Raw genomic sequence first — 20023 nt, 5'->3', positions numbered from 1 at the left:
GCGATGACGAAGCCCCCCGAGATGCCCGCCGACCTGCGCGCGGCATTCGACGCGTACGAACGCGCGATCGTCGCCAACGACCTCGACGCGCTCGATGCGTTCTTCGCGCCCGGAACCGAGACCCTCCGCGGTGACACCTCCGGTCTGCTCGTCGGGCACGACGCGATCAGCGGCTTCCGGTCGCTGCGCGGCGGCGTGCCCCCGCGCGAGATCGCCGAGATCCACTACCGCCCGCTCGCGTCGGCCGGTGGGCCGGGCGGCCCGAGTGCCGACGGCGATATCGCTTTGCTCGTCTCGGTGTCGCACTTCCTCGGCGGCGGCCGCGGTCTGCAGACGCAGGTCTGGCAGCGCATCGACGGCGCGTGGCTCATCACCGCGGCGCACGTCACCCTGCGCACACCGGCGCTCGACCGCACCATCTGGCGCAGCGTCGGCGACCCGTTCCTGCAGGGCAGATGGGAAGGACCGCTGGCCGGGCTCACGGTCGCGGTGAAAGACCTGTTCGCCATCGCGGGCTTCCGCATCGGGGCCGGTAACCCCACCTTCCTCGAAGAGGCGCGGCCCGAGAAGTCGACGGCTCCGGCGGTGGCAGACCTGCTGCGGGGCGGCGCATCGCTGCGCGGCATCGCCCGCACCGACGAATTCGCCTACTCGATCGCCGGCGACAACGTCCACTACGGCACCCCGCCCAACGGCGCGGTCGTCGGCGCGCTTCCCGGCGGCTCGTCGAGCGGACCGGCTTCGGCCGTCGCCGGCGGCCACGCCGACATCGGCCTCGCCACCGATACCGCTGGTTCCATCCGAGTGCCCGCGTCGTACCAGGGGCTGTGGGGTCTGCGCACCACGCACGGCCTCGTCCCGCGCCAGGGCATGCTCCCGCTGGCGCAGTCGTTCGACACGATCGGCTGGCTCACACGCGACGGCGAGACGCTCCAGCGCGTCGCCGACTGGTGCCTCAGCTACGACGGCTCGGCCTCGACCGAGAACGTCTACGGTGCTTCGGGCGCCGACCTGCCGTGGCGCTTCCTCGTGCCCGAGGAGATTCTGGCGTGCGCCGAGCCCGCGACCCGTGACGCGTTCTCGCGCCTGCTGGCCGCGCTCGCCGCGTCGGAGGATCCGCCGCCGTTTCGGGCGGTGCACAGCGGTGACCTCGATACCACGTTCGCGGCTTTCCGCACCGTGCAGGGCGCCGAGGCCTGGCGCAACGACGGCGAGTGGATGCGCGCGCATCCCGGCGCCGTGGGTCCGGCCGTCGCGGAGCGCTTCCGCATCGCCTCCGGCATCACCCCCGTCGATGAGGCGGCGGCCCGCGCGGAGTTGGAGCCGATCGCGGCGCACCTGGCCGAGCTCGTCGACGGCGCCGTGCTGATCTTCCCGACCGTGCCCGGTCCCGCCCCCCAGCGCACCGCCGACGTCGACGCCGTGCGCGCGGCGACCCTGCGCATGACGGCACCGGCCGCGGTCGCGGGGCTCCCGTCGATCTCGGTGCCGCTGCTGACCCTGCCCGCGCCCGCAGGCCCCGCCCCCGTCGGGGTGTGCCTCGTCTCGCGGGCCGGCACCGATATCGCCCTCGTCCGTCTCGCCCGTCGCCTCGCCGCGCTCGTGGCATCCACCCGCTCTCGTCCCACGGAGACCTCGTGAACACCGCCATCCCCGGCCCCATCGACCCGCCCGCCCGCCTGCTCATGGGCCCCGGCCCCATCTCGGCCTACCCCAGCGTGCTGCGCGCGATGGGGGCACCGCTGGTCGGGCAGTACGACCCGTTCATGACCGCGACCATGAACGAGACGCAGGAGCTCTACCGCCAGGTGTGGGGCACCGAGAACGAGGCGACCCTGCTCATCGACGGCACCTCGCGCGCCGGTATCGAGGCCGCGATGGTGTCGCTCATCCGCCCGGGCGACCGCGTGCTCGTTCCCGTCTTCGGGCGATTCGGCCACCTCCTCGCCGAGATCGCCGAGCGCGCGCTCGCCGAGGTGCACACGATCGAGGTGCCGTGGGGCCAGGTGTTCCCGGTGTCGGCGATCCGCGAGGCGGTGGAGCGCGTCAAGCCGCACCTCGTCGCGTGCGTGCAGGGCGACACGTCGACCACCATGCTGCAGCCGCTCGACGAGATCGGCGAGATCTGCCGCGCGCACGGCGCCCTGTTCTACAGCGACGCGACGGCCTCGCTCGGCGGCAACCCCTTCGAGATGGACGCCTGGGGCCTGGATGCCGCGACCGCGGGCCTGCAGAAGTGCCTCGGCGGCCCGTCGGGCTCTGCGCCGATCAGCCTCTCGGAGCGCGCCGTCGAGGTCGCGCGCTCGCGTGCCCGCGTCGAGGCCGGCATCCGTGAAGAGGGCGACGCGGTGTCATCCGATTTCATCCGCTCGAACTACTTCGACCTCGCGATGATCCTCGACTACTGGGGGCCGCGGCGCCTGAACCACCACACCGAAGCGACCTCGATGCTCTACGGCGCCCGGGAGTGCGCCCGCGTGCTGCTGCTCGAGGGCCGGGATGCCGTGATCGAGCGCCACCGCCTGCACGGCGACGCGATGCTCGCCGGGGTCCAAGGCCTCGGGCTCGCGGTCTTCGGCGACGTCGCGCACAAGATGACCAACGTCGTCGCCGTCGAGATCCCCGAGGGCGTCGTCGGCGACGCGGTGCGCGCCGAGCTGCTGAGCGACTTCGGCATCGAGATCGGCACGTCGTTCGGTCCGCTGCACGGTCGGGTCTGGCGCATCGGCACCATGGGCTACAACGCCCGCACCGACGCGGTGCTCACCACCCTCGCCGCGCTCGAGGCGGTCCTGCGCCGTCACGGCGCGGCCGTGCCCGCGGGCGGCGGTGTCGAGGCGGCGCAGGGCGTTTACGCGGGGGCACGCTCGTGACGTCCGTCGCTCCGCCTTCCCTCGCCGACTTCGGGCACGCGTACGCCGAGAGAGCCTTCGCGCGGACATTCGCGGCACGTCACCGTTCACGCCCCGCCGCCGTGAGCCGGTGCTCCCGCCTCGTCGCGGCTTCCGCTGACTCGAGCCATCTGTGCGTTCCGGAGCCCTCGCCGCGTGCATTCGGGGCGAGTCACCGATCCGTCGCGCGAGGAGTGCGGGCATGACCCTCGCCACGCGCCTGCAGGTCGCACCCGAACGCATCGCGTCGGCGGCGCGGCGGGTGATGGGACGCTGTGAAGAACTCGCCGCCGTCACCGCGACGCCGGGGAGCATCACGCGCGTCTACCTCTCGCCCGAGCACGCCCGCGTCAACCGGCTCGCCGCCGAGTGGATGCGCGAGCTCGGCATGACCACGCGGCAAGATGCGGCGGGCAATCAGGTGGGCCGCCTCGCGCCCGCCGGCGCCCCCGACGCGCCGGCCCTGCTCATGGGCTCGCACCTCGACACGGTGCCGGATGCCGGACGCTTCGACGGGATCGTCGGCGTGCTCATGGCGCTCGAGGTCGTGCGGCTCGTGCGTCGCGTCGACGACGAGGGCGTGGCATCCAGCCCCTTCCCGTTCGCCCTCGAGGTCGTCGCCTTCTCGGACGAAGAGGGCACGCGCTTCGGCAAGGCCCTGCTCGGCTCGTCGGCCGTGGCGGGGCAGTGGGACCCGTCGTGGTGGGATCTCGCCGACGCCGACGGGATCAGCCTGCGCGAGGCGTTCCGCGAGTTCGGTCTCGACCCGGGCCGCATCGGCGAGGCCGCACGCCGTCCCGACCAGCTGATCGCGTATCTCGAAGCGCACATCGAACAGGGCCCCGAACTGCATCGCAGCGGCCAGGCGCTGGCCGCGGTGTCGTCCATCGCGTCGGCGCGTCGGTTTCAGGTGGTCGTCGAGGGGGAGGCCCGTCACGCCGGCGGCACGCCGTACGACATGCGCCGTGACGCGCTGCTCGGCGCGAGCGAAGCTGCCCTCGCGGTCGAACGGATCTGCCGCGGCGAGCACCACATCATCGGCACCGTGGGTCAGCTCGAAGCCTTCCCGGGCGCGGTGAACGTCGTGCCCGGCGAGGCGCACTTCTCCCTCGACCTGCGCGGCGAGTTCGACACCACCCGCGACCACACGTGGGACGAGATCTCGCGGGAGCTCGACGCCATCATGGGCCGCCGCGGTCTGCGCTGGCAGGCGCGCGAGGTGCACAGCGCCCCGGCGGTCTTCTGCGCCCCGCTGCTGCAGGACGTGGTGCGTGCCGGCATCGGCGGCGAGGCCCCGACCCTGTTCAGCCGTGCCGGGCACGACGCGATGTCGATCGGTGCGATCACCGCCGTCGGCATGCTGTTCCTGCGCAACCCCGACGGCATCAGCCACCACCCCGACGAGGCCGTGGCGGGCGAAGACGTGGCCGTCGGGATCCGCGCCCTGGCCGAGGCCGTGCTGCACCTGGCGGCCGAGCCGCGCTGACCCCTCGCCGCCCCGCCCCGCCCCGCCGCCCCGCCCCCCGCCCCACGCCCCCGACTCCCGGGTTTGGGGCGCGAAAGTGCGTTTGGGGCGCGGAATTCCGTGCCCCAAACGGAAGAACGCGCCCCAAACGCAGCAGCGGGGGCGCCGACCGGGGTACGGCCGCGCGGCGACGCGGCGCAGGGCCAGACGATCACGATTGGCCGTGCGCCGTGGGGCGGTGGGGGCAGGAGAATCGACGTATGACCGAAAAACCCGCCGTCCTCGAACTCCTCGCCTTCGCCGCCGAACCCGGCGGCGGCAACCCGGCCGGTGTGGTGCTCGACGCGACCGGTCTCGACGAGGAGCACATGCAGCGCATCGCCGCCGACCTCGGCCACCCCGAGACCGCGTTCGTCACCGCACGCGCGGGACAACGCATCGGCGTCCGGTACTTCTCGCCCGACGACGAGGTGCCCTTCTGCGGGCACGCCACCATCGCGACCGCGGTCGCGCTCGCCGAGGACGAGGGGCCGGGGGAGTTCGTCTTCGACACCGCGGCCGGAGCGGTCGAGGTGACCACCGCACGCGACGCGGAGGGGCGCGTGACGGCCGGGTTCACGAGCGTCGACCCGCACGTCATCGACCTCGAGCACGACGTCGCCGACCGCCTGTTGAGCCTTCTCGGCCTGAGCCGCGACGACCTCGACGAGCGGATGCCGCTGGCGCAGTCCTTCGCCGGCAACCTGCACCCGGTGGTCGCGGTCGCCTCGCGAGAGCTGTTCGACGCGTTCACCTTCCCCCCGGGCCCCTTGCGCGAACTGCTCGACGAGCGCGGATGGAAAGGCACCGTGATCGTCGTGCACGTCGACGCCGAGATCGCCGACGGTGTCGTCGTCGAGGCGCGGAACCTGTTCCCCGTCGCCGACATCACCGAAGACCCCGCGACGGGCTCCGCCGCGGCGTCGCTCGGCGCTTACCTGCGCGATCGCATCGGTGTTCCGGCGCCGTTCGCCCTCACCGTGCGGCAGGGGCGGCACATCGGACGCCCGAGCGTGCTCGAGGTCGAGGTCCCGGCATCCGGGGGCATCACCGTGCGGGGCACGGCGACGCCGCTCTGAGCCGCCGGCGCCTCACTGCGCGCCGGCGTCTTCGAACACCCCGTCACCGACGAGTTCCGCGCTGAACGGCACCGAATAGGCCATGAGCGCGCCGGCCTGCGCATCGCGGAAAATGCGCTGGATGGGCGACGACACCAGGTAGGCGCCGCCGCCGCCGAGTGACAACGCCAGCGCCGCCGCCTTCTTGGCGACCTCGTTCGCGAGCATCTTGCTCTCCATCGCGGCGGGCATGGTCTGGTCGGAACGCGTGTCGGCGAGCCACGCCGTGCGCTCTGCCAGCAGCGCCGCGGCCGTCACCTCGGCCCACGCCAGGCCCGTCTGCTGCCGTGCCCACCCGGCATCGGCCACGCGCGAGCCGCCGCGGGAGCGGATCGCCGCGGCGACGGCGGCATCCAGAGCCGCCTCCGCGATCCCGATCGACAAGAACGCGAAGCCGACGCTGATGAGGTTGGCGGCATCGGCGGGCGGCGGCCCGCACCGGCGGGCGGCGGGCAGCGGAGTGCCGTCGAAGACGATCGTGCGGCTGCGGGTCGCACGCATGCCCATCGTCTCCTCGATGGGCGGGAACGAGACGGAGTCGTCGACGGTGACGCCGAAGAACCCCGGCTCGCCGTCGACGCGGGCGTTGAGGAAGAGATGGTCGGCGGCTTCCGAGCCCGACACGAAGAGCTTGCGGCCGGTGAGCGTCCACCCGTCGTCGGCTGGTTCGGCATCCTGCTGAGACGTGAGGAAGTGGTTGCCGCCGGCGGGTTCGGACAGCGCATTCGAGAACCGCTTGCCGGCGCGCAGCTCGGCCGCGAAGAACGCCGCCTGCGCGGGCGGCGACGTCGTCACCAGCGCGTGCGCGGCCCCCACGTGCATGAGCCAGACCGTTGCGACGGCCGGATGCGCGTGCGCCAGGGTCCGCACGACGTGGCCCAGGGCCGCATACGACAGTCCCAGACCGCCGGCCGCCTTCGGCAGGAACGCCGCGTCGAGGCCGCTCGCCGAGAGGGCGGCGAGGTGGTCGAGGGGGAGCCGGGCCGTCGCATCGTCGTCGGCCACGGTCGCGGCGAATCCCGCGGCGAGGTCGGCGACGAGACGTATCCAGTGCTCTTCGTCGGCGGGGACGGCGACGGGGGAAGGACGACGGAACATGGGAGAACCCTTCTGTGCGGGCGGGGGCCGATCGGTCAGGCGGTACGCAATCGAGCGGAATGGCGACGTAGCTGCGCGCGGGAGGTGAGCACCAGCACGACCAAGGTCACCAGGTAGGGGAGCGTGGCGTAGATCTCGCTGGGCAACTGGGCGGCGGCCGACTGCGCCAGCAGCGAGAACGACTGCAGGAAGCCGAACAGCAGCGCACCGAGCGCGATACCCACCGGTGTCATGCGACCCATGATGACGATCGCGAGCACGATGTACCCGCGCCCGGCGGTCATGCCGGGAGTGAACGCGCCGATGGAGCCGAGGGCGATCGCCGCTCCCGCCACCCCCGCCAGCGTGCCGCCCAGCAGCAGCGCGCGCTCGCCGACCTCGCGCGGACGCACGCCACGCAGCGCCGCCGAGATCGGGTCGGAGCCGACCGCACGCACCTGGATGCCGAAGCGGGTGAACCGCGCGAGGGCCCACGCCAGGACGAGGAGGACCGCCGCGGCGTACACGACCGGGCTCTGCGCGAACAGCACGGGACCGAGCACGGGGACCTCGCTCAGCGGCCCCAGATCGACACGGCCCAGCGTGTCGACGCTGACGTTGGTCGTGCCGGCGGGGATCCACAGCTGGAACAGGTAGGTCGACAGGCCGAGGCCCAGCATCGTCACCGCCACGCCCACGACGATCTCGTTCGCGCGCAACAGGTAGACCAGGGCGTTCATCCCCGCCGCCAGCACAGCCCCCACGACGGCTCCGGCCAACAGCCCCATCCACGGCCCGGCCGAGGCGGCGACGAAGACGCCCGCGAGGGCGCCGAGGATCATCATCCCCTCGATGCCGAGGTTCAATCGGCCCGCGCGTTCCACGAACCCCTCGCCGATCCCGGCGATCACGAGAGGTGCAGCGAGGGCGAGAGCCCCGACGAGGATCGACACCCACAACTCGGCGCTCATCGTGCTCCCTCCGCGGCGGTGCGGGGCTGGGCCGACGCGTCGGCCAGGAGCGGCTCTCCCGACGCGGCCGTCGCGGCCGCCGTCTCGTCGGCGCCCAGCGCGCCGTCGTCCGGCGCGGGAGCGGGCGCGGCGTGCGCGGGAGCGACCAGCCCGGGGCGCGTCGCGGCGACCACCGCCACGCCCAGCAGCAGCACACCCTTGATGACGTCGGCGATCGACGACGGAACGGTGCCCGTGGCCGACTGCATCCCGACCGCGCCGACGGCGAGAGCCGAGAAGAACACCGCCGCAGCCGCGATCCCGACCGGCAGGAGGCCGCCGAGCAGGGCGACCGCGAGGCCTGAGAAGCCGACGCCACCCGAGACCGAGGCCAAGAGCCGGTCGTTGACGCCGGCCACCTGCATCCACCCCACCACTCCCGCGCCGGTGCCCGACACGAGCATCGTGGTCACGATGGTGCGGGTGCGGGTGGCGCCCAGACGGCGGGCCAGCGCGGGCCGCTCGGCGAAGATGCGCACGCGTGTCGCATGGGGGCTGCGCCGCCAGAACTCGAAGACCACCACGGCCACCACGACCAGCAGCACGCCCACGTGCGCGCGGGTGCCGGGGATGAGGTCGGGAAGGGCGGCCGCAGCCGGGAGCTTGTCGCTCTGCGGTGTCGCGGTGTTCTCGGGGCTGGCGAGCCACGTGCGCAACGACCAGCCGAGCGCCCCCGCGGCGACGTAGTTCAGCAGCAGTGTGGAGAGGATGACGTTGACGTTCCACCGCGCGGCGAGCCAGGCGGGCAGCAGGGCGAAGAGCGCGCCGCCGGCCGCTCCCGCCGCCGCCCCCGTGAGCCAGTACAGCGGGGCGGGTGCTGCGTCGCCGAGCACACCGCGCACCGCGAAGGTCGCGGCGGTCGCTGCGATCGCGCCGATCACGACCTGCCCCTCCGCCCCGACCGAGAACACTCCCGCCCGCAGCGCCGGCACGAGCGTCAGGGCGACGATCGCGACCGGGACCGCGCCGACCAGAAGCTCGCCGACCCGGTACGGCGAGCTGGACACGCCCTCGACGAGTCCGCGGAGTCCCACGAGTGGGTCGGCGCCCGCGAAGACGATCAGAGCCATCGCCACGGCGACGACGATGACCACGACCACCGCCGTCGAGGTGAGCGAGCGCAGCCGGAAACGATTCACGACGTCGCCTCGTGCTCGTGACCGCACGCGTCGACCGGGCCCGGAAGCAGCACGTCGACGAAACGCTGGGTCGCCGCGTCGATGAGCCCGAGCTCGGTGAGGCCCAGGTCGGGGACGACGTACAGGCCGACGAACGACAGGATGATGTACGGCGAGGGGATGCGGCATCCGAGGGCATGCGTGGCCGCGTGTCCCGCCGCGAGCGCCGCGGCCGTCTCTTCGAACGGGGCGTCGCTCATCATGCCGCCGACCGGGAGGGGGACCCGGGCGAGGACCTCGCCGTCGGCGACGGTGACGAAGCCCCCGCCCATCCGGCCGAGCTCCTCGACGGCCAAGCGCATGGAGGCGTCGTCGGCGCCGACCACCGAGATGTTCATGTTGGGGCAGTTCATGGTGATCGCGATCGCCCCGCGGCGCAGCCCGAACCCGCGGACGAACCCGATGCCGGAGATCGCCTCGCCGCGGTGGCGGTCGACGACGGCGATCTTGAGCACGTCCTGCGCCGGGTCGGCGAGGACCTCGCCGTCGTCGACGGGCAGGCGCGCGGTGAAGGCGCGTTTGAAGTACCCGTCGTACATCTCCATCGCGCGCACGTGCACGGGGTCGGCGCCGGTGGGCGCGGGCACCGAGAACAGATCGGCGGGCAGTTCGGCGGGCAGATGCACCGTGTCGCGCGCCCAGTGCGGGATGACGTCGGTGTTGGCGAAGAGCGCCTCGCCGTCGCGGGCGACGATCTCGCCCGCCACCACGACGACCGCCGGCCTCACGTCGGCGAGGTCGGGGATGACGAGGATGTCGGCCAGTCGCGAGGGCGCCAGCACTCCGAGCACCTGGTCGAGTCGGTAGTACAGCGCGGGCTGGGTGGTCGCCATCCGGTACGCCAGCTGCGGGTCGACGCCCGCGCGGATCACCGCGCGCACGTGGTGGTCGATGTGTCCCTCGGTCGAGAGATCGAGGGCGTGCTTGTCGTCGGCGCAGAAGCTCAGGGATCGCAGCGCCGGGGCGATGGCGTCCAGGTCGGCGAACAGCGGACCGGTGTTGTCGGTCAACGACGATCCCATCACCGTGATCCGGGTTCCGAGCCGCACGCGCTCGAGCACCTCGTCGACGGTGCGGGCGTTGTGGTCGTCGCCGATGCCGGCCGCGAGGTAGCCCCACAGCGACTCGCCCGTCTGCGAGGCCGTGTGACCGGTGAGCCGCCGTCCCGCCGCGAGTGCCGCGCGGAAGCGCCCGGTCGACAGCTCCCCGAGGTCGAAGGGGTTGCTCTCGCCGAGCGTCACGGTGTCGTCGTCGTGCAGACGGGCGCGCACGACCTCTTCGGCGATCACCTGGCCGCCGCGCTCGAGCTCGGCCGAGGTGGGGGTGGTGGGCGAGACCTGCTCGAAGATGTGCAGCGGCGTGCGGGTGCGCCGCAGTAGATCCATGCCGGCGGTGCCCCAGACGTTCGCCGCACCGTTCGGGTCGGTCAACACGGTGGTCGTCCCGCGCGGCACCGAGAGGCGGGCCAGCTCCCCCGGCGTGAGGTTGGTGTACTCGATGTGCAGATGGGTGTCGATGAACCCCGGTACCACGTGGCTCCCGCGCGCGTCGACCTGCTCCACGGTGTCGTCGACGGCGACGTGGCCCCACGGCGTCAGCGCCGCGATGTGCCGGCCCGCGACGATCACGTCGCGCTCGAGCCACTCCTCGGTGCCAGGCGATTGCACGAGCCCACCGCGCACGATGAGGTCGGGGGCCTCGAGCCCGGCGGCGACCGCGCGCAGGCGCACGAGCTCGTCGGTGGTGGGGAGCAGGTCGGTGTAGGCGGTCATGCGGTGTCCTCGGCGGGATGCGGGTCGGTCAGGCCGGCCATCGCCGCGCCCACGCGCGCGGTCGTGGCCTCGGAAGCGGGGAGGTCGGCGACGACCCGGCCGGAGTACAGCACGACGACGCGATCGGCGACGTCGCGGATCTCTTCGAGATCGTGCGAGGCGACGAGCACCGCGGCACCCGCTTCGGCCGCCGCCACCAGTCGTTCGCGCACGGCCTGCGCGGCCCGAAGGTCGAGCCCCTGCGAGGGGCCGTAGGCGAGCACGAGGCGCGGGGCGCCCGAGGGGGTGCCCGGCCACGACCGCCCGAGCTCGCGCGCGAGCAGGAGCTTCTGCTGGTTGCCGCCGCTGAGGCCCCCTGCGGCGAGCGACGGCACGGCCGGTCGCACGTCGAACGCGCGCAGGCGCTCCGCGGCATCGCCGGCGGAAGCCCCGCGGCCAGCCCCGCGCGCGACGTCGTAGACGTCGAGGGTCTGGCCGAGCGAGAGCGTGGGCACGAGGGCGTCGGAGCGCTCCTCGGGGATCCAGGCGACCCCCGCCGCAAGCAGCTGTGCGGCGTCCGGGTCGGCGACGTCAGCGACGCGGACGATCCCGGATGCCGGAGCCCGAAGCCCCGCGAGCACCTCGAGCAGCGCGTCCTGACCGCTGCCGGCGACACCGGCGACACCGACGATCTCTCCGGCACGGACACTGAGCGTGACGTCGTCGAGGCGGGTGCCGGCGTCGGTCGCGGCGGAGACGCCCCGCAGGTCGACGACGATCTCGCCGGGGGCCCGCGGGGCGCGTGTCGCGGGGGCCGGCAGTTCTCCGACCATCAGCGTGGCGATCGCGGCCGGTTCGAGTCCCCGGGCGGGGCCGGCGTGCACCCGGCGGCCATGCGAGAGCACCGTCACGTCGTCGGCGACCGCCCGCACCTCGTCGAGACGGTGCGTGATGAGGACCACGGCCGTACCGAGGTCGCACAGGGCCCGCAGATGATCGAACAGTCCGCCGACCTCGACGGGGCCGAGGCTGGCCGTCGGCTCGTCGAGGATCAGGGTCGTCGCCCCCTCGGCCAGAGCGACCACGATCTCGCCGAGCTGCCGGTGCGCCTGGCTGAGACGTGCGGTGGGAACGTCGAGGTCGACGCTCACCCCCGCACGCTCCAGGGTGGCGACGAGACTCGCGCGGGCCGCACGGCGACGCAGGAGGCGGCGGCGACCCGCGAGGAGGAGGTTCTCGACGAGCGTGAGCTCGCCGACGAGGCTGAGCTGCTGCGGCACGAGGTCGACGCCGCGGATGCGGCCGTCGGCGCGATCGCGCGGCGCGTAGGGTTCGCCCCCGAGCGTCAGGGTCCCGGCATCCGGTCTGTCGACGCCCGCGAGGATCTTCGCGAGGGTGGACTTGCCCGCGCCGTTCTCGCCGACCAGGGCGTGCACCGCGCCCGCGCGCACCTCGAAGTCGACATCGTCGAGCGCCTGGACGGCGCCGAAACGGCGCGAGACCGACCGGGCGACGAGCGCCCGATCGGTCCGCGCATGGGCCTTCGTCACGGAACGGTCACGCTTCCGTCGGAGATCCCCGTCACCAGGTCCTTCACCTTGGTCGCCACATCGGCCGGGACCGCACCGCCCACCGTGTTGATGTCCTGGTACACGATCCCCCCGTTGGCGAGCGTGGAGGTGACGCTCTTGCCGCCGAACTTCTTCGCCTTCACCTCGTCGACCCAGCCCTTCACGATCGGGTACATGTCGATGTCGACGGTCGAGACGTTGGTCTTCAGCGCCTCGGAGCCGGCGGCGGGGGAGACCCCGACCGACAGTTTGCCCGCTGTGGAGGCGGCGGCGCCCACGCCGGCGGCGATTCCGTCACCGGTCGTGTACACGAGCTGAGCGCCCTGGCTGATCAGGCCGGTGGTCGCGGAGGCGGCGGCCTCGGCGTCGTCGAAGCTGCCGGCGTAGACCACGGGCAGCAGCGAGGCCGAGGGGTTCGCGGCGGTCAGGCCCTGCTGGAAGAACGAGTCGGTGGCCTTGACGAAGTCGAGCTCCATGCTCTCGACGCGGCCGATCGGTGTGGCACCGGTGGAACCGGCGATGTAGCCCGAGAGGTAGCCGACCTGGGCCGAGTCGTAGGTCCACGTCTCGACGTTGTCGGTGTACTTGTCGAGGATGTCGGGGCCGCCCGAGGCGGTGAAGTGCACGTCGGGGAAGTTCTTGGCGACCGAGAAGATGGCATCCCCGAGCTCGATGCCGTGGCCGATGACGAGATCGACGCCCTGGCTGGCGAAGTCGGCGACCACCGGCTCGCTCGTGGCAGGGTCGGCCATGCCCTCGCGCAGCTGATAGGTGATCTCACCCTCGTCCTGGAGCTTCTTCAGCGCGTCGGCGAGAGCCTGGTTGAAGGCGCCGTCGTTCGCGTTGCCCGGCGTGAGGGCGCCGACGCGGATGACGTCATCGCCTCCTCCGCTGGACGCGGTCGACGAGGCGGAGCCTCCGCCGGAGCATCCGGCGAGGGTGAGGGCGCCGGCGGCGAGCACGGCGAGGAGAGCAGGACGGATACGCATGGACGGCCTTTCGGGTCGGGTGGTGTCGGGTGCAGGAATGGTCAGGGACGGGATTCGACGGTGAAGCCGGGGGCGAGGGTCGCACCGACGAAGGCGGCGCTGTCGGGCGACCAGTGCGCGAGCACGGCGCCGGTGGCGAGATCGAAGCAGGGATCGAGGCGCACGACCGCCGGGGGCGCGTCGGGGTGGAGCGCAGCATCGTCGACGCACACGGCGGGCGTTGCGTGCACCTCTCGCACCACGCCGTCGTGCGGCAGCCGGTCGGTGCGTGCGAGAGCGAGGAGGGCGGCGGTGGTCAGGAACCCTCGCAGCTGCGTGTCGTCCGCGCACGTGGCGGGGTCCTTCGGGCAGCCGGACGACCAGGCCACGGTTCCGTCGGCACCGACGTGTACCGCGCCCTCCTGCGTTCCGAACGGCTCGTCACCCTGTCCGACGACCTCGATGCGCAGGCGCAGGTCGTCGCCGTCGCGTTCGATGCGGATGTGCTCGGTGTAAAGGGGTTCCGACTTCATCCCCTCGGCCACGAAGCCGGTCGGCCAGGCCGCGACCACGGGAGCGAGGGGGATCGTGGCGGGTTCGCGCACCTGGGCGGTGGCGACGGCCGCTCCGCACGCGCCCGCCAGCACCACGCCGACAGCGGCGAGGGTGAGGGACAGGCGCAACCGGATCATGACGACAGTGCCCCCGTGCGCGAGCGCTCGTCGACGACCGCCGCCAGCTCCGACCGCAGCGCGGCCTTGCGGTCGTCGTCGGCGAACGAGGCCTCGATCGAACGCGCGGCGAAGCCGATCATGGTGGCCTCGTCGAAGCCGAACTGTTCGGCCGTCACCGCCCAGTCGGCCTCGAGGCACGACCCCAGGGGGGCGGGATCGTCGGTGTTCAGTGTGACCTCGACCCCGGCGGCGAGGAGTCGCGGCAGGGGATGCTCGTCCCACGAACGGTAGATGCCGAGGGTCAGGTTCGAGCGGGGGCAGACGCCGAGGCTGATCCCGTCCGCCGCGAGGCGCGCGAGCAGCGCCGGGTCCTCGACCGCACGCACGCCGTGATCGATGCGCTCGGCGAAGAGCAGGTCGAGCGCGTCCCACACGCCGTCGGGACCGCTGGACTCGCCCGCGTGGACGGTGCGGCGGAAACCCGTCGCGCGGGCCAGCCGGAACGCCTCGTGGAACTTCTCGCCGGTGCGTCCGGTCACCTTCTCGTCACCGTCGACCGAGATGGCCACGACATGGCCGGGTCGGGCGGAGGCGAGGGTGGCCACCGCGTCGACCGCCGAGGCGGCGGACTGGCTGCGCAGCAGCGAGTAGGCGATGCCGACGGCGCACAGGCCGTCTTGCTCGGCTTCGTCGAACCCGGCCGAGAGGGCGCGCATGAGGGCGATCTCGCGGCCCCGCCAGGCGTTCCAGTGTGTCGGGTTGACGATGACGTCGGAGTAGCGCACGCCCGACGCGCTCTGCCGGGCGGCGAAGGCGTACGCCACGCGGGCCGCCTGGGCCGGGGTGCGGACGAGTCCGCACTGCCAGTCGAGGAACCGGAGGAACCCGCTCAGCCCGGCGGCTCCGGCACCCGCCCCGCCGCCGGTGCTGACCGCGGGCGCGGCGAAGGCGTCGTGGGTGGTGATGTCGAAGAGCGTTGCGGCAGGGCCGGGCAGGTACTCGCCGTTCTCTTTCGCGAGAAATAGGATGTCCGCGAGCGCGAAGGTCCCCTCCAGGTGCACGTGGACTTCCGCTTTGGGGAGTGCGCGGATCGTCGCCTCGTCGATGCGCGTGGGCGAGGGGTCTGTGAGCATGGAGATCTTTCGTTCGGGTCGCCTCGAAGGTTAGCTATCAAACGTCACTTGTTGACAAGCTGATGCAGGACCTTTCGCAATCCGTAACTTCAGGGAAATGCTCAGGCATGATTCTGGGAGAACCCCTCGCGGTGCTCAAATTCTTCGTAGCACTTGTTCACAAGGAGACCGTCTTGACGATCGATGTCGGCCCCTCGCTCCCACCCGCGGACCTCGCCCTCCTGCGTGAGAGCATCGACGTCGCGGAGCGCTCCCGCGCCGCTGGCGCGCACCCGTTCGGATCCCTCGTGACCACCGCGTCGGGCGAGGTCGTCAGCTCCGCCGGCAACAACTCGCTCCCCCCGGACGGCGACCCCACACAGCATGCCGAACTGCGCGCCGTCGCCGCAGCCTTCCGGGCGCTGGGACCCGACGCGATGGCGGGAACCACGCTGTTCACCAGCGCCGAGCCCTGTGCCATGTGCGCGGGCGCGGCGTACTGGTGCGGAATCGACCGCGTGGTCTACGCCCTGTCAGAGCAACGCCTTCTCGTGTTGACCGGCGACCACCCCGAGAACCCGACCTTCTCGCTGCCGTGCCGCGAGGTGTTCGCCCGCGGTCAGCGGCGCATCGAGGTCGTCGGTCCCCTGCTGGAAGACGAGGCCGCCCGGGCGCACGAGGGGTTCTGGGCCTGAGGCCCTCCTAGGCACGCGGCGGCCGCGCCGCGCCGCCCCACGGCGGTCGCACCGTACGCACCAACGAGTACGACACCAGTGTCGGATCGTGGTACTCGAGACTGTGCAGCAGGCGCCGGCCGCTGGCGCCGATGCCGATCACCTCCAGGGTCAGGACCGGCGTGCCCGTCGGCCGCTCGAAGAGCTCGGCCAGTTCCGGCCCCAGAGTCGAGACCCCGGGAGTGGCGACCTCCCAGATGACCGGTTCTCCCCATACGCGCGCGGCGACGCTGAACACAGACTCTTCGGGGTCGTCGGGCATGCCGCCCTCGAGCGGCACCACGTCATCCGCGATCATCGCCACCGTGCCGTCGGCCCGCCAGCGCTTGCGCACGGCCAGCGCCGGAGAGCTCGGCGCCAGCTCCATCGCCGCCCCCGACTCGGCCCCGAGCTCGACCTGGCCGATCGTGAGGGTCTCGACCTCGGAGCGGTAGCCCAGCCGGTCGAGCAGCTCGGTGTGTTCGAACTGCTCCTCCAATCGCACGCTGAGGCGCAGGGCGATCGGATCGACGGTGGTGACCGAGCCCTGGCGTCGTCGCACGATCCCCTGGGCCTCCAACGCCGCCATCGCGCGCCGCAGCTGCTGACGCGTGCACGCCAACCGTGCGGTGAGGTCGAGCTCGCCCGGAAGGGGCGAACCGGATGCCGCGGCCTCGCGCACGTACCGCAGCAGCCCGTGCTGTACCCGGAGGCCCTCGCCCTCGGCGCGCGGCCCGGGCAGGGGCAGGAATGCGGTCACGTCAGCCTTTCGATGGACGCGGAGCGGGGTCGTGGCTCACACGGTAGCGGGCGTGCCGCTTTCGACGCTCGCCGCCAGACGCCACACGCGGTCACGCGAGAACGGCAGCTCGTAGCCGCGGCGCCCGAGGGCACGGGACACCGCGTTGCCGATCGCCGCGCCCACGGGGTTGTACGGCGATTCGCTCATGGACTTCGCCCCGAACGGACCGACCGTGTCGTCGGTCTCGGCGAAGTACACCTCGGTGTCGGGGACGTCGGCGAACTGCGGGACCCGGTACGTGCGGAACACCGGGTTCTTCACGACGCCGTCTTCGAGGTACACCTCTTCGTACAGAGCACCGCCGAGCGCCTGCGCCGCGCCGCCTTCGATCTGCCCGCGGCACTGGGCGGGGTTGATCACCACGCCGGCGTCGGCGGCCTGGATCGATTGCAGCACCTTCACCGTGCCCGTCTCGGGGTCGACGGCCACGCGCACCGCGTGCACGTTGAAGGCGAGCGAGCGCACGTCGCCGAACTCGGCGCCGTCGGCGGTGAGCCCCTCGGCGTCGACGTGGTCGGCGGGCGAGGCCGCGACGATCCGCTCCCACGTGACGGTCTCGTCGCCCACACGGACTCCGGATGCCACGAGCTCGGCGCTCCCGGCATCGCCGCCCACGAGCTCCGCGGCGACGGTCGTCATCCGCCGCCGCAGCACGGTGCACGCGGCGTGCAGGGCCTTGCCCGCGACGGTGGTGCCGGCCGAGGCGAACGCGCCGGTGTCGTGGCGCACGGCGTCGGTGTCGGCGGCCCACAGCTCCAGACGCTCGGGCGTCGCGTCGAGCACGGTCGCGGCGATCTGGCGGTGCACGGTCGAGGTGCCGTTGCCGAACTCGGCGGTGCCGACGCGCAACAGGTAGGTGCCGTCGCGGCGCAGGGTGGCGGTGGTGTGCGCGATGTGGCCCCGCGGGGCCATCGTCGCGATCATCGCGGCCGCCATGCCCTCGCCCACGACCCAGCCCGCGGGGGCCTGGACGCCGTTGCCGCGGCGTAGGGCGTCTTGCGCGAGATCGAGGCACTGGTCGAAGCCGTAGCTGCCCCAGATCAGGTCTTCCTCGTACTTCTCGTCGTCGTCGGGGTGCAGGGCATCGCCCTCTTTCACCGCGTTGCGGCGGCGCAGGTCGAACGGGTCGATGTCGAGCTTGTCGGCGAGGACGTCCAGGGCGGACTCGACGGCGAACACCACCTGGCCCAAACCGTAGCCGCGGAACGCGCCCGACGGCGGGTTGTTCGTGTACACCGCCTCGGCGTCGATCCATTTCGTCGGCACGCGGTACAGCGTCGTCGACTCCGCGCACGAGTGGAACAGCACACCGATCGCGTGGTTGCCGTACGCCCCGGTGTCGCTCAGCACGTCGAGCTTCATCGCGGTCAGCGTGCCCCCGGCATCCGCCCCCAATGTCACGCGCACGCGCATCGGATGTCGGAGGGACGCGCGCACGAACTGATCGGTGCGTGCGAACTCGAACGCCACGGGGCGGCCGATCTTCAGCACCGCCAGCGCGGTGAGGTCTTCGGTGAAGATCTCCTGCTTGCCGCCGAAGCCCCCACCGACGCGGTTGGCGTAGACGCGGATGCTCTCCCGCTCCCGGCCGAAGATGTGGGCCAGCTCGTCGCGGGTGAGGAAGGGAACCTGGGTCGACGAACGGATCACGAGGCGTCCCTCGTCGTCGAGCCAGCCGATCGCTCCGTGCGTCTCGAGCGCCGCGTGCGTCACGCGCGCCGTCCGCCACTCGCCCGAGACGGTGACGTCGCTGGCGGCGAGGGCCGCGTCGATGTCGCCGCCGTGGCCGGTGTGAAAGCCCGCGACGACGTTGCGTCCGGCATCCATCACCCGCTCCTCGGGCGTGCGGTCGGGGTGCAGCAGCGGCGCTCCGGGCCGACGTGCCTCTTCGGGGTCGAAGACGGCGGGCAGCACGTCGTATTCGATCGTGATCGCTCGGCACCCGGCATCCGCCGCCTCGGCTGTCTCGCCGACCACCGCGACCACGCGCTGGCCGATGAAGCGCACGACGTCGTCGAGCATGCGCGTGTCGTCGGGGTCGTCGGTGCGGTGCTCGTGCCGCCCCGTCGAGTAACGCACGTCGGGAACGTCTTCGTGCGTGAACACGGCCACGACGCCGGGGATCGCGAGGGCCGCGGCGGTGTCGATCGAGACGACGCGGGCGTGCGCGTGGGGCGAGGTCACGACGCGCAGCACCAGCGGCGGGCCGCCGGAGACGGGATCGTCGAAGGTGTAGGGCTCGCGGCCCTGCACGACGCGGCGTGCTGCCTCGGGCGCGACCGAGGTGCCGACGCGGCCGTCGCCACGGGATGCCGCTGCGCCGCCGCCGCACCCGCCCGCGCCCGGGTGGTCGGTGCAGGTGTGCGCCGCGGGACCGGTCTCGCGCACCGGCCCCAGGACGGCCGAGCGGATCGCCTCGCGGATCGGGCGGTAGCCCGTGCACCGGCAGAGGTTGCCCTTCATGCGGCGGTCGAGGTCGGGGAGGTCGTCGGCGGTGAGCGTGGATGCCGTGACGCTCATGCCCGGGGTGCAGAAACCGCACTGGAACCCGAAGCCGGTGGCCAGTGCCTCCTGCACCGGGTGCAGGGCGTCGCCGGGGGCGAGCCCCGCGGCCGTCGTGACCGAGCGGCCTTCCAGGCGCACCGCGGGAACGATGCACGAGTGGGTCGGCGAGCCGTCGATGAGTACCGAGCACGCACCGCAGTCGCCCGCGTCGCACCCCTTCTTCACCTCGACGTGCCCCGTCTCGCGCAGCAGGGTGCGCGCGCACTGGCCGGGTCGCGGCTCCGCGTCGACGGGGGAGCCGTTGATGTGGAACTTCACGCGAGGCCCTCCCGCTCTGCGGCGAGGAACCCCTGGCGTACCCGCTCGGCGAGCACCACACTCACCCCGCGTCGCCAGTCGGCGGTGCCGAGGGGGTCGGTGTAGAAGTCGGTCGCGGCGGCCACAGCGTCACGAAGCTCACCGGCGCTCGGAACACGCGCGAAGCGCAGCACGCGCGGCCGGCGCACCGCCGCCGTCACGACGAACACGGCCGAGCCGTCGGTGTCGACACGCGCGCTCACCACGGCGCCCGATCGTCCGAGCTCGGCCAGGGCGATCTTCTGCAGCCCGACGCGCGCGCCCAGGGCGTGCGCGGGCACGTCGAGCGCGCGCAGCACCTCGCCGGGAGTCAGCGAGGTCGCGGCATTGTCGATGACCAGGTCGGCCACGGCCATTCGGCGCTCGCCGCCGTCGGGCGTCCAGATCAGGGCCGTGGCATCCAGGGTCGACAGCAACGAGATCATGGCGCCCGCGGCGAAGGCCCGGCAGACGTTGCCGCCCACGGTGGCGGTGTTCCAGATCTTGAACGACGCCAGCAGCGCGTTCGCGGCGGGGCGGGCCAGCGCGAGCGAGGTCCACGCGGCGGGAGCCTCGTTCTCGGCCCACTCCAGCAGGCGCGCGATGGTGCACGTCGCCCCGATGCGCAGACCCGCGTCGGTGATCTCGAGGTCGGGCCAGCCGAGCGTGGTGAGGTCGACGAAGCCTGTCGTGTCGGGCTGCGGCTCGCTCATCAGCCAGGTGCCGCCGGCGATGACCACCTCGCCCGGGGCCAGGGTGAGGTCGGCGCGCTCTCGCGCGGCGCGGTACGAGGTGACGGTCGTGATGTCCACG

General features: G+C 72.7%; 16 protein-coding genes. 5 read left to right on the top strand and 11 right to left on the bottom strand.

What is annotated here, in order from left to right; translation table 11 throughout:
* Positions 1 to 3: 3 nt before the first annotated feature.
* From QE412_RS11710 to QE412_RS11695, 4 genes are all read left to right on the top strand, one after another.
* Positions 4 to 1641, top strand: a complete 1638-nt coding sequence (locus QE412_RS11710) for an AtzH-like domain-containing protein (RefSeq protein WP_307483820.1) — start codon at positions 4 to 6, stop codon at positions 1639 to 1641.
* Between the two features lie 44 nt (positions 1642 to 1685).
* Positions 1686 to 2873 (top strand): pyridoxal-phosphate-dependent aminotransferase family protein, encoded by a 1188-nt coding sequence (locus QE412_RS11705; protein ID WP_307487187.1) that lies wholly within the window; start codon positions 1686 to 1688, stop codon positions 2871 to 2873.
* A gap of 220 nt (positions 2874 to 3093) precedes the next feature.
* A complete protein-coding gene (locus QE412_RS11700; protein ID WP_307483817.1) occupies positions 3094 to 4377 on the top strand; it encodes an allantoate amidohydrolase in 1284 nt (427 codons plus the stop codon).
* A 239-nt stretch (positions 4378 to 4616) separates the two neighbouring features.
* Positions 4617 to 5474: a PhzF family phenazine biosynthesis protein gene (locus QE412_RS11695; RefSeq protein WP_307483815.1), complete on the top strand. Its 858-nt coding sequence runs from the start codon at positions 4617 to 4619 to the stop codon at positions 5472 to 5474.
* 12 nt (positions 5475 to 5486) lie between these two features.
* Here QE412_RS11695 and QE412_RS11690 read toward each other — a convergent pair whose 3' ends face one another.
* The 8 genes from QE412_RS11690 to add are packed head-to-tail and all read right to left on the bottom strand — an operon-like array spanning position 5487 to position 14875.
* Positions 5487 to 6611 (bottom strand): acyl-CoA dehydrogenase family protein, encoded by a 1125-nt coding sequence (locus QE412_RS11690; protein WP_307483811.1) that lies wholly within the window; start codon positions 6609 to 6611, stop codon positions 5487 to 5489.
* Between the two features lie 35 nt (positions 6612 to 6646).
* Positions 6647 to 7561 carry an ABC transporter permease gene (locus QE412_RS11685; RefSeq protein ID WP_307483805.1) on the bottom strand — a complete coding sequence of 305 codons (915 nt, stop codon included), beginning with the start codon at positions 7559 to 7561 and terminating at the stop codon, positions 6647 to 6649.
* Entirely contained in the window at positions 7558 to 8739 is a 1182-nt protein-coding gene (locus QE412_RS11680) for an ABC transporter permease (RefSeq protein WP_307483804.1), read from the bottom strand. The genes QE412_RS11685 and QE412_RS11680 overlap by 4 nt, the downstream gene beginning before the upstream one ends.
* Complete coding sequence (locus QE412_RS11675) at positions 8736 to 10550, bottom strand: adenine deaminase C-terminal domain-containing protein (protein ID WP_307483801.1); 1815 nt, start codon at positions 10548 to 10550, stop codon at positions 8736 to 8738. The genes QE412_RS11680 and QE412_RS11675 overlap by 4 nt, the downstream gene beginning before the upstream one ends.
* Positions 10547 to 12079 (bottom strand): ATP-binding cassette domain-containing protein, encoded by a 1533-nt coding sequence (locus QE412_RS11670; RefSeq protein WP_307483799.1) that lies wholly within the window; start codon positions 12077 to 12079, stop codon positions 10547 to 10549. The genes QE412_RS11675 and QE412_RS11670 overlap by 4 nt, the downstream gene beginning before the upstream one ends.
* A complete protein-coding gene (locus QE412_RS11665) occupies positions 12076 to 13089 on the bottom strand; it encodes a BMP family lipoprotein (protein ID WP_307483795.1) in 1014 nt (337 codons plus the stop codon). Before QE412_RS11665 ends, QE412_RS11670 begins: the two co-directional genes overlap by 4 nt.
* Positions 13090 to 13130: 41 nt before the next feature.
* Positions 13131 to 13760: a hypothetical protein gene (locus QE412_RS11660; RefSeq protein ID WP_307483792.1), complete on the bottom strand. Its 630-nt coding sequence runs from the start codon at positions 13758 to 13760 to the stop codon at positions 13131 to 13133.
* Positions 13757 to 14875, bottom strand: a complete 1119-nt coding sequence (add, locus tag QE412_RS11655) for an adenosine deaminase (RefSeq protein ID WP_307483790.1) — start codon at positions 14873 to 14875, stop codon at positions 13757 to 13759. The genes QE412_RS11660 and add overlap by 4 nt, the downstream gene beginning before the upstream one ends.
* A gap of 173 nt (positions 14876 to 15048) precedes the next feature.
* On the opposite strand from add, the gene QE412_RS11650 reads away from it, so the two are divergent.
* Entirely contained in the window at positions 15049 to 15549 is a 501-nt protein-coding gene (locus tag QE412_RS11650) for a nucleoside deaminase (protein ID WP_307483787.1), read from the top strand.
* A 7-nt stretch (positions 15550 to 15556) separates the two neighbouring features.
* Here QE412_RS11650 and QE412_RS11645 read toward each other — a convergent pair whose 3' ends face one another.
* Genes QE412_RS11645 through QE412_RS11635 form a run of 3 tightly spaced genes read right to left on the bottom strand, consistent with a single transcriptional unit; the run spans position 15557 to position 20022 of the window.
* Positions 15557 to 16327 carry a GntR family transcriptional regulator gene (locus tag QE412_RS11645; protein ID WP_307483783.1) on the bottom strand — a complete coding sequence of 257 codons (771 nt, stop codon included), beginning with the start codon at positions 16325 to 16327 and terminating at the stop codon, positions 15557 to 15559.
* Positions 16328 to 16363: 36 nt separating this feature from the next.
* A complete protein-coding gene (locus QE412_RS11640) occupies positions 16364 to 19192 on the bottom strand; it encodes a molybdopterin-dependent oxidoreductase (RefSeq protein ID WP_307483780.1) in 2829 nt (942 codons plus the stop codon).
* A complete protein-coding gene (locus QE412_RS11635) occupies positions 19189 to 20022 on the bottom strand; it encodes an FAD binding domain-containing protein (RefSeq protein ID WP_307483778.1) in 834 nt (277 codons plus the stop codon). Before QE412_RS11635 ends, QE412_RS11640 begins: the two co-directional genes overlap by 4 nt.
* Between the last annotated feature and the right edge of the window lies 1 nt (position 20023).

It is taken from the genome of Microbacterium trichothecenolyticum (genome assembly GCF_030818955.1).
Lineage (GTDB): Bacteria > Actinomycetota > Actinomycetes > Actinomycetales > Microbacteriaceae > Microbacterium > Microbacterium trichothecenolyticum_B.
This window is presented reverse-complemented; position numbering and strand designations above follow the sequence as displayed.

Excerpts from the sequence above, each read along its gene's own strand:
- QE412_RS11690 (WP_307483811.1), bottom strand. The coding sequence starts at position 6,611 with ATGTTCCGTCGTCCTTCCCCCGTCGCCGTCCCCGCCGACGAAGAGCAC.
- QE412_RS11705 (WP_307487187.1), top strand. The coding sequence starts at position 1,686 with ATGGGCCCCGGCCCCATCTCGGCCTACCCCAGCGTGCTGCGCGCGATG.
- QE412_RS11700 (WP_307483817.1), top strand. The coding sequence starts at position 3,094 with ATGACCCTCGCCACGCGCCTGCAGGTCGCACCCGAACGCATCGCGTCG.
- QE412_RS11665 (WP_307483795.1), bottom strand. The coding sequence starts at position 13,089 with ATGCGTATCCGTCCTGCTCTCCTCGCCGTGCTCGCCGCCGGCGCCCTC.
- QE412_RS11710 (WP_307483820.1), top strand. The coding sequence starts at position 4 with ATGACGAAGCCCCCCGAGATGCCCGCCGACCTGCGCGCGGCATTCGAC.
- QE412_RS11675 (WP_307483801.1), bottom strand. The coding sequence starts at position 10,550 with ATGACCGCCTACACCGACCTGCTCCCCACCACCGACGAGCTCGTGCGC.
- QE412_RS11660 (WP_307483792.1), bottom strand. The coding sequence starts at position 13,760 with ATGATCCGGTTGCGCCTGTCCCTCACCCTCGCCGCTGTCGGCGTGGTG.
- QE412_RS11685 (WP_307483805.1), bottom strand. The coding sequence starts at position 7,561 with ATGAGCGCCGAGTTGTGGGTGTCGATCCTCGTCGGGGCTCTCGCCCTC.
- add (WP_307483790.1), bottom strand. The coding sequence starts at position 14,875 with ATGCTCACAGACCCCTCGCCCACGCGCATCGACGAGGCGACGATCCGC.
- QE412_RS11695 (WP_307483815.1), top strand. The coding sequence starts at position 4,617 with ATGACCGAAAAACCCGCCGTCCTCGAACTCCTCGCCTTCGCCGCCGAA.